Origin of the sequence: Algoriphagus sp. AGSA1, assembly GCF_021390545.1 — a bacterium.
In the GTDB taxonomy this organism is placed as follows: Bacteria; Bacteroidota; Bacteroidia; order Cytophagales; family Cyclobacteriaceae; genus Algoriphagus.
Map to the genome: position 1 here is coordinate 1 of NZ_JAJUWR010000053.1, position 14,711 is coordinate 14,711.

Below are 14,711 nucleotides of genomic sequence, written 5' to 3' on the forward strand. Positions count from 1 at the left end.
CTGTTGAGATCCAACTCAAATCTTCCGGCAAAAAGCTAAGAAAGACCTTGCTTCTGAACCAAAGTCAGCGAAAACTGGCAAAAATGTTCGGTTTTTGATTTTGGGTGTCCCAGTGTCGAAGTCAGGACCCCGAGAATTAGTCAATTCGTGTCAATAGTTTTGGGAGTCTGACTTTTTCATATTCCTGAAGGTACTTTGACTTCTTTTTTCAAGCTCTTGGAAGCCAAAATCATTAGGGAAATTGCTAAAATAAACAGTAGGGCTGCGATAATGGAAAGCACATAGACCTCGTCCTGGAAGTTTTTCCAAGCGAAAAGCCCTAGAGAGGAAAGAGTCACCGTAAACATGAAGAACATAGGGATGGTCACAAAGAGTGCATTGAAGTTTTTCTTGATCAGCCACACTGCAATGGTCAAAAGGGCAAGGGCCGCCAGCAGTTGATTGGCTGAACCGAAAATTGGCCAGAGTGTAGTGAACTCTCCTGATAGCAATAAGAGTATGGAGAAAAGAACTACAATCCCTGTAGAAATGTATCTGTTTTTAGCCAAATATTGACCTGCCGCCTGAGGCACATCTTCGAAATATTCTTGCAAAGTAAATCTGGCTAATCGGGTACAGGTGTCCAGTGTAGTAAGGGCAAAAGCTGAAACGGTTAAAGCGACAAACCCCACAGCAAATTCCTCTGAAATCCCCAGCGTAGCAATCATCCCTCCCAGACCTGTAGAGAAAAGCGCAACCGGTCCTTCTCCGGAAAGACGCTCTATATATTCTGATCTAGATAAAATAACTACTGCCCCGACTGCAATGATTGCCAGAAAAGACTCAATCAGCATTCCTCCAAATCCTACCAACTTGGCATCCGACTCCTTGTTGAGCTGCTTGGAAGTGGTGCCTGAGGCTACCAATGAATGAAACCCGCTGATGGCTCCACAGGCAATGGTCACAAATAAGACCGGAAAAATATAGCCCAGATTTTCATCGGAAACATGGATTTCATTGCTCATTTGGATTTCAGGATTGGCGATGAAGACACCTAATACCCCAGCTATAATCAATCCGTAAAGCAAAAAACTGTTCAGGTAGTCGCGCGGCTGAAGCAACATGCTTACCGGCGTCACTGAAGCCAGAAACGCATAGGCCAAGAGTACCAATATCCAGATTTTGTAATCCAGGGCAAAGGGAATTTTCATGCCCAGATACACAAAAAAGTACATTAAGATCACCCCGATCACTGAGATGATGATGAATGCAGTCTTTTTACTACCCACTAGTTTATTCACTATCCCGAAGGCAACTGCTAATAGGATAAAAAGAATGGATGCCGAGGCTACTCCGGGATTTGTGACAAATGTTTTGGCAATAATATCCGCAAATACCCCAATCACGAGGATAAGCGTGGAGAAGCTGAAGATGACAAAGAGCTGTTTTCCTTTCATCCCGATTTGATTCCGGATGATTATGCCGATGGATTTGCCGTCAGTTTTCAGTGAGGTAGCCATGCTTCCCAGATCATGTACAGCACCAAAAAAAATACCACCCACCAATATCCAGATGACGGCAGGGATCCAGCCAAATGTCACCGCTATGATTGGGCCAACTATCGGCCCAGCTCCCGCAATCGAAGCAAAATGATGCCCCAATACCACGATAGGTTTACTTGGTTCATAATCTACTCCATCCCTAAGGGAATGGGATGGGGCGGGGGTTTTATCGTTTAAGCCAAATTTCCGGTACACGATTTTACCGTAAACTTTATAGGCTATAAGAAGTATGATTACAGAAATAAGTAGAAGAACGGCCAGATTCATGTGAGAGGATTTGGGTATTCAGAGCATTTAAAGAGAAATCTAATCTGTTTTCAAAGTAAGATGTTTTGTATTACTTCTCAAAGGAAGAATTTATACACAGAATAATACTGGAATTAAAGATTTTATTGCTTGGTAATATGATTGGCCATAACTGTCAACGTAACGTAAAGACTTCAGTGATTGCATCTCGACATGATTTGGCAAGCTCATCAACAGAGCTTATCGAGATCATATAGGGAATAGCATCTGCTGATGCAGAAGGGGGAATTATATGGATTTTTATGTGTTTCGCATGCCGTGTATTCGAATTATGTCCGGTGCTAGCTGAGAAAATCCCCCTGCCCCTTTTTAGGAAGGGGAGGATTGCCAAATTTGAACCTCTACCATTAATTCAAAGTACATGTGCACAGTTAAGCAGGTGAGCCTATAGATTTTTGTTCAGGCAGATTATCCTACGAGTTGTACTAACTGAACTGTAAAATTATCATTGGATTTGATCTGCTATCGTCAAAACCTGCCCATTTTTTAATAGTTGGGTTTTCAGATCCTCATATGGAAGATCCTGAACACTGATTCCTTTTTCCAGTGCCATAGCCGCTGCAGTAGCAGCAGATTCACCCAAAATCATAAATACAGGTTCCATTCGGATAGAACCGAATGCGATATGACTGGCCGAAACGGCCACAGGAACAAGGAGATTCGTTATCTCTTCCTTTTTTGGAACAATTGAACCATAAGCTATTTCATATGGGCCTGGCAATCCAACCCCTATATCACCTTCATTTTGGACTTGACCGTTTTCGTCAACAAAGCGTTGGATATTATGAGAGTCAATAGTATAGGATCCCATTCCTATAGATTCGGGTGTGGGTTTCTTTTGTAGCAATTCATTTTCCGTCATCACGTATTTCCCGATCATTCGCCGTGCTTCCCTCACATAGATTTGATGAGGCCAGTTTCCATTATCGGTGAATTCATCCTTTGCCAATCCCCACTTCTGAAATTCATCCTGTATTTCTTTGGGTACTCTTGGGTCATTTGCCACGAAGTAAAGCAGCCCTTTCTGGTAGTCCTCATGCTCCTTGATGATTTCTTTTCTTCGCTCATAGCTGGCCTCTGGATATTCATAGTTCATTCCGATATTGTCCGAGCTAAATGGCCCATGGTTATTTGTATCTGTTTTCCTATTGGGGATCATATCGAATTTATCAAACCATTCCCGCCATCCGGCATCAAATATTCTGACCAAAAGCTCATATTGGGTAGAATCGTAATTATCAGGTCTGGGGAAAGGCACTTGATTGTCGGGGTGATTGGACATGCAGGTTCTGAAGCAATACGCTTGTATTTTATTATCACCCGCTCCCTTCACTCCAGGATCTTCTGCGCTGATTTTTGGGATAAGACCCGAGGAAGGATCACCTGGTGTCCAGTAGGGATCTATAGGATAATCCAGAACTTTGAAATGGTGGCGGTGGTGGAATACACCGGTTTGTATGCCATTCCATTCTTCGTCATACACGCTGTTTGCTTCCCTTCCCACATGATAACTCACCCCGGCTGCTGCCATTAGATCTCCTTCGTAGGTGGCATCGATAAACATTTTTCCTTTGAATTCCTTGCCACTCAGAGTTCGGATCGAAGTGATGCGTCCGTCTTCTATAGTCACTCCGGATTTTCTATCCAGCCATTCTTCACGATAAAGCTCGATTCCCATTTCCTCCACCCATTCGTCGAAGACTTCCTCGGCAATATGCGGTTCGAAAATCCACATGGTTCTAAACTCACCATCAATTGCGGGAGTACCTTGGCCTCTGTTCCCGAATTCGGATTGGTTTTCCCATTTCCAAGCTCCATCAGCTTGGTACTTATCATATACTTTTTGATAAAACTCCCTGGCCAATCCTCCGATCACTTCCTTCTTACCGGTGTCAGTCCAACCTAATCCACCTGAAGACAGCCCTCCCAAGTGAATGTCGGGAGAAACAAGAATAACGGATTTCCCCATTTTTTTTGCCTGAATAGCGGCTGTGATTGCTCCTGAGGTGCCACCATATACGATCACGTCGGTAATATTGTCTTCTTCCGCAGCTTGGCATGAAATCAGTGCATAGCCTAAAAGGGGTATTAGGAATAGTTTTATGTTAGTTATAATTTTCATGAGTTTTTTGTTTAAAACTAACTGGTATAGTTCCAAATAGTAACTACTCTAGTTTCTGTTTATTGACCATCGATTCAGATTTCAACCTTTCGTAAGATAAGTCTGGTACAGGTTCCGGCCAAAAGTCGCCGCTATAGTTGGGGCTACTATTGGCTCTGCGCCCGTATTTGAAGTAAAATGATGGCCTAAAACCAGGGTGGCTTACTAAGGGGATAATCGACCCCGCCCCGATGCGTATCTAATGGAGTCAGATTTTTGTCGTTTAAGTCAAATTTTCGGCCTATAATTTTACCATAAAATTTATAAACAATAAAAGTATGACTGTTGGAATAAGAAATAGAACTACGAGGTTCATGTGAAGAGATTTGGGCATTCGGAGATTTTTAATTCAACTTTTTGTGATTTAAAAATGGCCACTCGGGATCTTCCATCCGTGCGGTATCCATGATTTGTATCAATTCCTCTAACACTTCCGGATGTTCACTAGCAAGGTTTTTGGCTTCCCCCAAGTCCTCCGACAAGTCGAAAAGAAATAATTTGGGAGTGTCGCCAAACATGTCTAGCCTGATGGCCTTCCAGTCTCCTTTCCTTACCGCCTGCTTGCCCTGCTGTTCGTGAAACTCCCAATACAAATACTCATGCTCCTGTTGCGCTTCACCCAGCAAAGATGGCAAATAACTAATCCCATCAATTCCTTCGGGGGATTCCATCCCCACCACTTCGCATAAGGTAGGCAATACGTCCCAAAAAGCCGATACATGATCTGTCCTGCTTTCGGAGGCTATCCTACCTGGCCACCTTGCCAGCATAGGAATACGGATACCCCCTTCGTGCAAATCCCGTTTGTACCCCTGAAAGGGCCCGTTACTGTTAAAGAAATCCGGGTCAGCACCCCCTTCCACATGGGGGCCATTGTCCGAGGTGAAGATCACTAGTGTGTTATCTGCTAGGCCCAGGGCGTCTAGTTTATCCAATATTTCTCCTACTTGGTAATCCAATAATTTCACCATTGCTGCAAATGTCGCCCTGGGATAAGGTTGAGATCCATATCCACCCACCTTGTACCTAGGATGTTCCGGATCATCAATTCCTTCATATGGCGTCTCAGGTGCAAATTTACTTTCATAGGCATGTGGAGGCTCAGGTGAGGTACGCTTTACGAACATCTCCATATACTCCTCTGGAGCAAAAAGCTCCGCATGGGGAATGATCGACGGTACATACAGAAAAAAAGTAGTGTCTCTATGCCGGTCAATGAAGTCCAGGGTTCTCTCCTGTATGAGATTGGGTGTATACACTCCATGCTCTGTTCCGCTGTTTTCCTTCAGTTCGATTACCTTGTCGTTATCGCTCAGTTCCCGTGCATAGTAGTTGTGCGAAATGGTCTGGCTGTTGTAGCCAAAGAATTCGTCGAAACCCTGATTGAGAGGGTCACCTGCACTGCCTGGATATCCCAATCCCCACTTTCCAAAGACTCCTGTTACATAACCAGCCTTTTTTAATATTTTGGGAATGGTAATCACATCAGGTGGCAGGGGGTACTGTCCCCCATTTATACCTCTGTTTCCCCTTATCGGCGTGTGGCCGGTATGCAACCCAGTCATCAGTGAAGAGCGAGAAGGGGCACAGACGGTAGTGCCAGAGTAGTGCTGGGTAAACAACATCCCTTCCTTTGCTAACCGGTCTATATTTGGGGTCTCGAATTTCTGTTGGCCATAACTGCTTAGGTCGCCATATCCCAGATCATCTGCCATGATGTACACGATGTTGGGTTTGGGAGGATTACTTTTTTCTTCTTTAGGCTGGCATCCCTGAATAAAAGCAAATACAAAAAGTGTAGTGAAATAATTTGATACAGAATACTTAATTCTTTTCTCCATATTTTTCATAGATCAAATAGTCCGGTGTTTCCTTTTTCCCAAAGCCGCATGAGTTGTTCTACGATTTCGGGCTTTTCTTCAGCGATGTTTTTGGACTCCAAAGAATCCAAGTTATGATCATATAACTCGATTACAGGATTCTCATTCCTAAAATAACGCGTTAGCCTGTATCTTTTATTTCGCATTGAAATGCCCTTGTTGAAATAACTAAAAGCAAGATTTTCTCTTTCACTATCTTCACCATTGCTGATAAGCTTAGCAAGACTCTGACCATCCAAAGGAAAATCAACAGGGATTTTGCACCACTCCATTAGCGAGGGATATATGTCAACAGAACTTACCACAGTTCCATTACCGATGTAACGAGGCTTCATTTTTGGCACTTTGACTATCAGCGGACTTCGGAGTGCTACCTCGAAATTCGTATGCTTTCCCCAGATACGATGGTCACCGAGATGCCATCCATGATCTCCCCACAGTATAATAATTGTATTGTCTGTAAGGCCTTGTTTATCAAGCTCAGCGAGCACTTTTCCTATCTGGGCATCTACATAGCTTACAGAGGAATAATAAGCATGACGTAACTTTCTGGAATAATTGTCGGAAAGAGATTCTCCTAAAACTGCTTTTTCATCTCCTAACTCATAGGAATTAAATTCTGCCATATTATGCAAACTTGCTACATTAATACCCTCAGGAATATCAGGAGAAGGGGACAAAGGTATGTTGTCTTCACTATACAAATCCCAATATTTTTTAGGTGCAGTAAATGGCAAATGTGGTTTGAAAAAACCTACTCCTAGGAAAAATGGCTTTTTCTGATGTGCCAACTCCCCAATCTTATTGACAGCAAGATCGGCAGTTATTCCGTCTGGGTAACTTCTGTCGGATACATCGGCATTTTCATAGGGCTTTACTTGCTTTTTCTTGCCTTGGCGATTTGATCCATCAGAATAACCAAAAAAAGCATTCCAGCCAGTTCCCCACTTATCTGAGTCAAACAAGAACTCATTCCAGCTATATGGCAATTCAGCCTTTGCTCCTTCAGGAGACTCTTCATACCCGTACAAAAGTCCATCAACTGAATGACCTATCTTTCCAATGCCAACTGTATAGTAACCGTTTTTTTTCAAAAGGTGTACCATGCTCTCAGGCGTCTCTTTCTCGGGTTCATTTGAAACAAACCACTCGATCGCTTCATTTTTGAGATGCCTGGTTGTGGTTGGGTATAATCCCGTCAGTAAACTGTACCGAGATGCACCGCAAGTGGGGACTTGTACATAATGATTATTAAAGACAGTACCTGATGAGGCTAACTGATCGATTGAGGGAGTCTTGGCATATCCTCCATATGCCCCGAAATCCGGACGAAGATCATCTACCGCAATAAAAACAATATTGTATCTCTTATCCTCTTTAGAGCCTTTGTCTGGTTGACTACATGAAAATATAGCTACAAATAGCAACAGACAAACCTTTATGAAACCATTTGTATTGTTGCTATATTTTACTGATTGAACTGATTTACTCATCATTTTGGGCATATTTTTTAATGGAATAATTCATGTGTTTATAATTTGTTTTTTAATTTCCACATAACCTGTTCCGAGCTTGTTTCGGGAGAATCTCGCAGCTACTTGCCGGTCAGACAGGCTCGATTTCATTTGGTACTATTAAATACTCCAGCTTAGAGGCTGGAGCAGCATAAACAAATCAACTAAATAGATCGATATTAATGCCATGAAATAGCAGTTGATTACATGATTGGGCATTATTCGAGGGGCACTGTATGTTCCTGAACCCAATGTCTCACAAAATGGAAAGACAAAACTCAATAGCCTTGATTTTGGTAAAATTCGCCTGGATTACTTACCCTGTCTATCTGGGTTTGAGGAATAGGTCTGACCGCATGAAAATCTTGAATATTAGGTGCGGCATCGAGATTATATTTACGAACACGGTCGAGGAGTGTGCCGGTCCGTTTTAAATCATACCATCTAAAATTCTCACCAGCCAACTCTCTGGCTCTTTCATCCAAAATAAGCTCCAAATCTATCTCTTCAGCTGAGACTTGCATTTCAGCTTCTTTACCAGAAATAGCTGCCCTTGTTCTCAGTACGTTTAGATAGGATGCTGCTTCACCAATCTTATTTTGCCGCCAGGCGGCTTCAGTTGCTATCAAATACATTTCCGCCAATCTGATCACGGGAAAGTCTCTTCTTCCTGCCACCTCATTGATGCTTGGTCTTAATGGGTCTAAGAACTTACGTAAAGACGGGTAGTTTCTTCGCTGATTTGAGCCAATCTCCTGAAAACTTGAAACATCTCCTATCCAGTTGTCCTTGTAATCGAATAGCCAATAGGGGACTGCTCGTTTTTCCTCATCCGAAACTGGATACATCACAATATGGATAGCTGTATCACCGGGATTTACGGTCTGTCCATTGATGACCCCGGTAATATTTGCGAACCAGGTGGTCTTAAATGAACCTTCCCATCTGGCATCAATTTCCCTATCATACAGATTAAGAAGATAATTTGTAGGTAAAAATCGTTGATAAGGCCTGCCATTCTCTATGTCTCTGACCATTGCAGGATTAAAGGTATAGTCAAAGATGAAATACAAATGACCCGAATTTCCAGGACCATTGAAAAGAGGATCCTCTGTAAATTGGACTGTCCAAATAAACTCAGAATTTAACTCGTTATTGATGTCCCAAAGGTTATAGTAAGGTTTGACGAGCGTAAATGAGTAGTCATTGATCACTTTAGTGGAAAAGTGTTCAGCTTCACTCCAATTCCCTATGGTCAAATGCACTCTTGCTAGCAGAGCTTCGGCGGCACCTTTGAAAACACGCCCATATTCTGAAGCGGTAGATGGTAAGTTTTCAGTCGCAAAGACTAAGTCTGGGATGATGCCTTGAGCATAGAATGTTTCCTCAGGAGTCAGGTTGGCCTCGGTCTCTACCCCGCTAGTCTCATCCAGACTAAAATGAACACCTCCCCATTGTTGAACCACATGGAAATAATACAGAGCCCTTAAAAATCTGGCCTCTGCCTCAATTTCATTTCGTCTTTGATCAGAGATACCTTCCACTAAAGACACTTTATTTATAACTGTATTACACTGGTTGATCCCTTTATATAATTCATTCCATAGGGTCGATACAGAGTTGTTTGTTCCTAAAAAATTCTGCGAGTAATTGTTTATGTCAGGATTATTGGCTATCCCCCCAAATCCATTTGTGAAGATGTCTGTCCCGGTCACTGTTAAAAAAAAACCGTTCTCTTGGCCATAGATACTTCTCAATGTGACATAAGAAGATCTTAGTCCATCCTCTATGCCCTTCTCAGTGGTATAATAGGAGTCCGAAGTAGCGAGACTGACTGGATCCTCTATTAAAATCTGATCGCATGCTGAGATAACCAGCACTAGTAAGAAAGAGGTTATTATAGCTATATATTTCATGATGTATCGTAGTTAGAATTTTAGGTTTATTCCAAAAGTGTATGTTGCTGTCGTTAGCGGACTGGTACCACCGACTATACCATTTGATGTCTCAGGATCCACTGTTTTATAAGGAGAAAAAATAATCGCGTTATTGACAGTACTGTATAGTCTCAGAGAAGTCAATCCTATCTTATCGAGAAATTTATCCTGAAAGCTATAGCCCAATGATATATTCCTTATCTTGATATAAGAACCATCGAAAAACCTAACTGCATCTGAGTAAAGGGGAGCTTCCCCTGCCTTGGGCATTGGATAAGTATTTGAAGGATTATCAGGAGTCCAATAATCAAGGTTGATAGCATTATACCTTCCCTGCCAGTTGTTTCCCCCCATATAGTGATAATCACTTCTCAGCATTTGACCCATTCTGGCATGGATTAATACTGATAAATCAAATCCTTTAAAACCAATACGATTTGTGAGTCCTCCACTCCAATTTGGAACAGTAGATCCTAAGATAGTGCGGTCATCAGCGTTGATTTTGCCATCAGGTTCATTGGTTAGATTGCCATTTGCATCTCTTCCGTTGACATCTCTAATCTTTATATCTCCCGGTTGCTGGCCATTGTCATTCGCTAGATCAATTTCATTGAGCTGCCAAATCCCATCCTGCTGGAAATTATAAAACACATTTATGGGAGACCCAATAAACCATTGATTGCCTACATCATCCTTTTCACCCTCAAATAGTTCAATTATTTGTTCTCTGTTTGAGAATAAGTTGAGGCTTACATCCCAGGTAAATGAACTTGCCTGGTTTAGAATATTACCAGATAAAGATAATTCAAAGCCAGAATTTCTTGTAGCTCCAACATTTTGCAATATTGAGCCATAGCCTGAAGTGGTGGGCAACAAGCGGTTCAACAACAGATCATGAGTGTTAGTGATATAATATTCGAAAGATCCGGTAAACCTGTCTTCTAAAAAACCAAAATCTAAACCAACATTAGTAGTCTTGGAAATCTCCCACCTTAGATCGGGGTTTGGAATTAAATTATTTCCAAATCCAAATGCAGGATTTGTCCCAAAAATATACGTTGTCCTAGCCAAACCGCCCAATGTCTGAAATGGTGATATAGCAGTGTTACCTACCTCTCCATAACCTGCTCTCAACTTAAGAAAAGATATTTTTGTGTTCTGTAGGAATGGTTCGTCCGATATAATATATCCTCCGGAAATAGCAGGGAACAACCCCCACTTGTTACCGTCTCCCAGACGGGATGATCCATCCGCCCTTGCAGTAAGAGTCAGTAAAAATTTTTCATTATAGCGATAATTTACCCTTGCCATATAGGATAGTAATCCCCATTCACCTAAAGAACTCGATATGCCTGTTATTGTTGATGAGCTGCTAATGTCGTAAAACAGAGATTTCTCGATAGGGATATCCTGTCCACTCATATTAGAGTTCTCAAAGCGGCTTGCCTGCACACTAAACAATCCTAAAACATTAAAACTGTGCTTTGCTTTGGTTTTGTTAAAAGATAAAATGTTTTCCAACGTATAGGCAAAATCCATTTGGTTTTCAATAGACGCTCTATTGATGTTCCCCTCCATTAATCCCGTGTAAGTTCCACGCCTGACCAAATTGAAATCAGGGCCGTAATTGATACGGAACTCAAGTCCTTCTAAAATCTCATAGGCAGCATAGATATTTAGGAAAATACGATGTAAACGCGTCTCGTCCACATATTGATAGGGCTGGTAATTCAATAAAGGGTTTGCTAGTAAGCCTTCTCTTGGGTTAGGAAATGGAAGAAAATTTCCGTTTTCATCATATGGCGCTACAAGGGGAGAGTACCCCAAAGAATTATTATAAGGAGCATTCGACATTTGGTTACGTTCGCTTAAACTCACCGTAGAGGCAAGCCCAAGTTTTAATTTATCAGTGATATTTGATTCAAGATTAACTCTGACAGCATTACGCTGAAAATCTGTTCCCGGTATATAACCATCTTCACGGAATAGTGAGCCTGATACATAATATTTGATTCTATCACTTCCACCACTCACAGATACTTGGTGATCCTGTTGACTACCTGTCTTAATAGCCTGATCCAACCAATCTGTAAACTGCCTTTTCTCCAAATTCTCTATCTCCAATTGGCTGAGAAAATCAGAATCATGGCTAGAATCATGTCCTGAATAGCCTCTAGCGACACGTGAGTAGGATGCAAACTGACTCCCATCCATGAGGTTAAGGTTTTGTATTGGTTGCTTGACTCCATAATATCCATCATAGCTAACAATAGCCTTACCAGCCTTACCACGTTTAGTAGTTATTAGTACGACTCCATTTGCACCTCTAGACCCATAAATCGCAACAGCACTGGCATCCTTTAGGACTTCCATGGACTCTATATCATTTGGATTAAAATCATTGATGTTTGCAGTAGTCGGAATCCCATCGATTACATATAATGGTTCATTACTTGCATTGATAGATCTATTGCCTCTAATCCTAATCTGGACAGGAGAACCTGGAGATCCATTAGCTCTGACTATATCCACACCAGCTAATCTACCCTGTGACTGCTCAAGGAAATTACCTGCAGGTGTTTCACGCAAGTCTTCAGCTGTGACCGATGAAATTGCTCCAGTCAAATCACTTTTTCGTTGGGTTCCATATCCTACCACCACCACTTCTTCCAGAGATTTATCATCTTCCATCATGGTGACATTTACGATGGTTTGGTTACTAATACTTATGCGCTGAGAACTAAACCCTATAAATGAAAATACCAGCACTTGTCTTTCCTCTACAGCTATTGAGTAGTTTCCGTCCATATCGGTCACCGTACCTATGGAAGTTCCTTCTACTAAGACGGTCACTCCCGGAAGTGGTGATCCGCTTTGATCTACGACTGTGCCCTTGACTTCAGCAAACTCACTATGTTCCGAAATAGAGACATGAGGCAGCTTTGGGTCTTCCTTGACATCGATCCCATTATTCACCTGCCGAAAACGCAGGTTGGATTGCATGGATACCTGCCGCAAAAAGCTTTCTACCGAACCTGAACGTTCCTGAAGATTTATGACGGTTGCAGGGTTGATCTGATCCGTATCGTATAAAAAATTAAATGGCGTCTGTTTCTCAATTGATTTAAAAAACTGGCTGAGTGTTATTGACTCCTTGTCAATCCTTATATGGACCTGGTCTATCGACTTATATTGGCCATTAACATTTGTTGCCAAAACAAAGTTAAAAACCATCATTTGAACTATAAATCCATACAAGAAGTACTTGGACAACATATAGATTGTCTTTTGTAAGTTTAAATGCATAATTTTGATTGGTTTATTGAAAATTTCATTAGACTGGGTCTGCGGGTTTCTCTATTCCCCAATAGTTTAAGCGCCCAAAGACCACCCTTAAGCCAACCGATTGGATCGGTTGGCTTATCCGCTAGGAGTCATCTATAAATGCTGATTTCATGCGTTATGGATTAAATTTGATGGTTACTTTTTTATTCTCGATTTTGTACCGGAAGTTTTCAATATTGGACATGCTCCTTAATACATTCTCCAAAGTTTGATTTTCAAAGATTCCATTGAATCGCCAGTGGCTTCTAGGAGCTCCGGAGATACTGATTTCTACCCCATACCATTCCTCAAGCTTATGTTTTACCTCCTGCAAGTTTGACTTCTTGAAAATCAACTTTCCAAATCGCCAGCCTAGTACCAATTCATCATTGAATAATTGGATGTTGACTTTATTGCCGGATTTGTGGTAGTTTAATTCCTGTCCAGGTGTTAAAAAATAGTCTTTGCTGTCAGTTTGATAGCTTACAGCCACTTTGCCTGTTATCAAGGAAACTTTTACTTCACCCTTTCCCTTCGCATTGATGTTAAAAGAAGTCCCCAATGCAGTGGTGATCACACTATCGGATAATACTTGAAAGGGCAGATCGGCATTTTCTGATACTTCAAAAAAACCTTCCCCACGCAGCTTTACGAGCCGTACCGTTGAATCAAAGGATTCAGGAAAGGTCAGGCTACTTCCGGCGTTCAGCCAGACAATTGTCTGATCAGGAAGTCTAAAACTCAGCTTTTCACCCGCATTTGTTTCCTTGGTAACCCAGTTGGCTGCAGTGTATTCCAAAACAGGGTTTTGGTCTTTAGTAAAGTTAGCTATCAACAAGGGGAGCAAGATTACACTGACTAAAATTGCCGCAACCTTGGAGAATTGCCAAGTTCTTGGTCGACTGACCTGTGAAAATGGAGGAATCCTATAAGTCGCCGGCCGTGTACCTTCTTTGCCGTCACGCAGTATTCTGGTAAGGACTTCTTTCTTTGTTGCATCAGTAGGTTTAGGCGCAGGAAAACGAAAACCTAGTACAATTTCTTTGGCGAGCTTGACGTCTTCAATCCGGTCTGGATTGGCATCCATCCAACTTTTCCAAAAAGTAGCCAATTCATTATCAGGATATTTTACCCATCTGATAAATTCCAGATCTTCCAAAAGGTCGTTTATTTGACTCATTTACTCTAGTGTTAAAAAGCGATTACACTAGGTAAAGGGAGAAAGGCTCAAAACAACGCCAAAAAAAATCAATTATTTTTTAAAATATTCCATAGAAGAAAATGAGACACGATGTAGTTGCCAAATAAACTACCTGTTTAATGCGGGAATTCAGTGAAAAACAAAGGGAGAAAACCCAAAGATTCCCTGAGGCATTTCAACGCCTTATATACAAGATCCCTGGCAGATTTAGAATCAGAGAGTTCCATCAGTTCAGACACCTGACGGTAGGACATTCCTTCAAAATAGACATAATAAATAGCTTCTCTTTTTCTTGGAGATAAAGCGGTAATTGCTGCGTTGATTTTTTGGCTCATCTCCAGATCAATCTGCTTATCGATCAAGGTTTGCTCATGGGAAAAGGTGATCGAAAAACTGTCTTTGGAGACAAGTTCCTGTTTCAGACCAGTCCAGCTTTTTAACTCTTTATATATTCTCCTTTTTAGGCACTTGAACAGGTAGAATTTGATTGAATCGGTGTCACCAATTGACCTGTTGCTGTTTTTGAGATCCAGAAACACATCATGAATGGCATCCTTGACCAATTCTTCCCCGCCATTTATCCGCATTCCATAGCTGTAAAGGCTGTCAAAGTATTTCTCGTAAATAAAAATAAAAGCAGAGTTACTTCCTGATTTAAATGCTTTCCAGGTTTCAAGATCGCTGGAAAATGAAGGGGACACATTCGGATTAATCTCCAATTCCGGGCCTTCGGAAGTAGAGTTTTGTAAATCTGCTTTCATCACAAGAGGGTTTATTGCTCTTTAAAGAAAACGATAATTTCCTTTAATTAAAATTCGGATGATCAGACAATTGGCTTCACGTGCAA

Annotated in this window: 8 protein-coding genes; all 8 read right to left on the bottom strand. The window is 41.5% G+C overall.

The window, feature by feature from the left end; translation table 11 throughout:
• Positions 1-176 precede the first annotated feature (176 nt).
• Complete coding sequence (locus tag LZF95_RS24920; protein ID WP_233758127.1) at positions 177-1,808, bottom strand: carbon starvation protein A; 1,632 nt, start codon at positions 1,806-1,808, stop codon at positions 177-179.
• A gap of 484 nt (positions 1,809-2,292) precedes the next feature.
• Positions 2,293-3,969: an FAD-dependent oxidoreductase gene (locus LZF95_RS24925; RefSeq protein WP_233758128.1), complete on the bottom strand. Its 1,677-nt coding sequence runs from the start codon at positions 3,967-3,969 to the stop codon at positions 2,293-2,295.
• Between the two features lie 383 nt (positions 3,970-4,352).
• The gene (locus tag LZF95_RS24930) at positions 4,353-5,849 is read right to left on the bottom strand and encodes an arylsulfatase (RefSeq protein ID WP_233758129.1); all 1,497 of its coding nucleotides are present in this window, start codon (positions 5,847-5,849) and stop codon (positions 4,353-4,355) included.
• A gap of 5 nt (positions 5,850-5,854) precedes the next feature.
• The gene (locus LZF95_RS24935; RefSeq protein ID WP_233758130.1) at positions 5,855-7,384 is read right to left on the bottom strand and encodes a sulfatase; all 1,530 of its coding nucleotides are present in this window, start codon (positions 7,382-7,384) and stop codon (positions 5,855-5,857) included.
• Between the two features lie 296 nt (positions 7,385-7,680).
• Positions 7,681-9,318 carry a RagB/SusD family nutrient uptake outer membrane protein gene (locus LZF95_RS24940; RefSeq protein ID WP_233758131.1) on the bottom strand — a complete coding sequence of 546 codons (1,638 nt, stop codon included), beginning with the start codon at positions 9,316-9,318 and terminating at the stop codon, positions 7,681-7,683.
• 12 nt (positions 9,319-9,330) lie between these two features.
• Positions 9,331-12,645, bottom strand: a complete 3,315-nt coding sequence (locus LZF95_RS24945) for a TonB-dependent receptor (RefSeq protein ID WP_233758132.1) — start codon at positions 12,643-12,645, stop codon at positions 9,331-9,333.
• 154 nt (positions 12,646-12,799) lie between these two features.
• Positions 12,800-13,843 (bottom strand): FecR family protein, encoded by a 1,044-nt coding sequence (locus LZF95_RS24950; RefSeq protein WP_233758133.1) that lies wholly within the window; start codon positions 13,841-13,843, stop codon positions 12,800-12,802.
• Positions 13,844-13,980: 137 nt separating this feature from the next.
• Positions 13,981-14,625: an RNA polymerase sigma factor gene (locus LZF95_RS24955; protein WP_233758134.1), complete on the bottom strand. Its 645-nt coding sequence runs from the start codon at positions 14,623-14,625 to the stop codon at positions 13,981-13,983.
• Positions 14,626-14,711 lie beyond the last annotated feature (86 nt).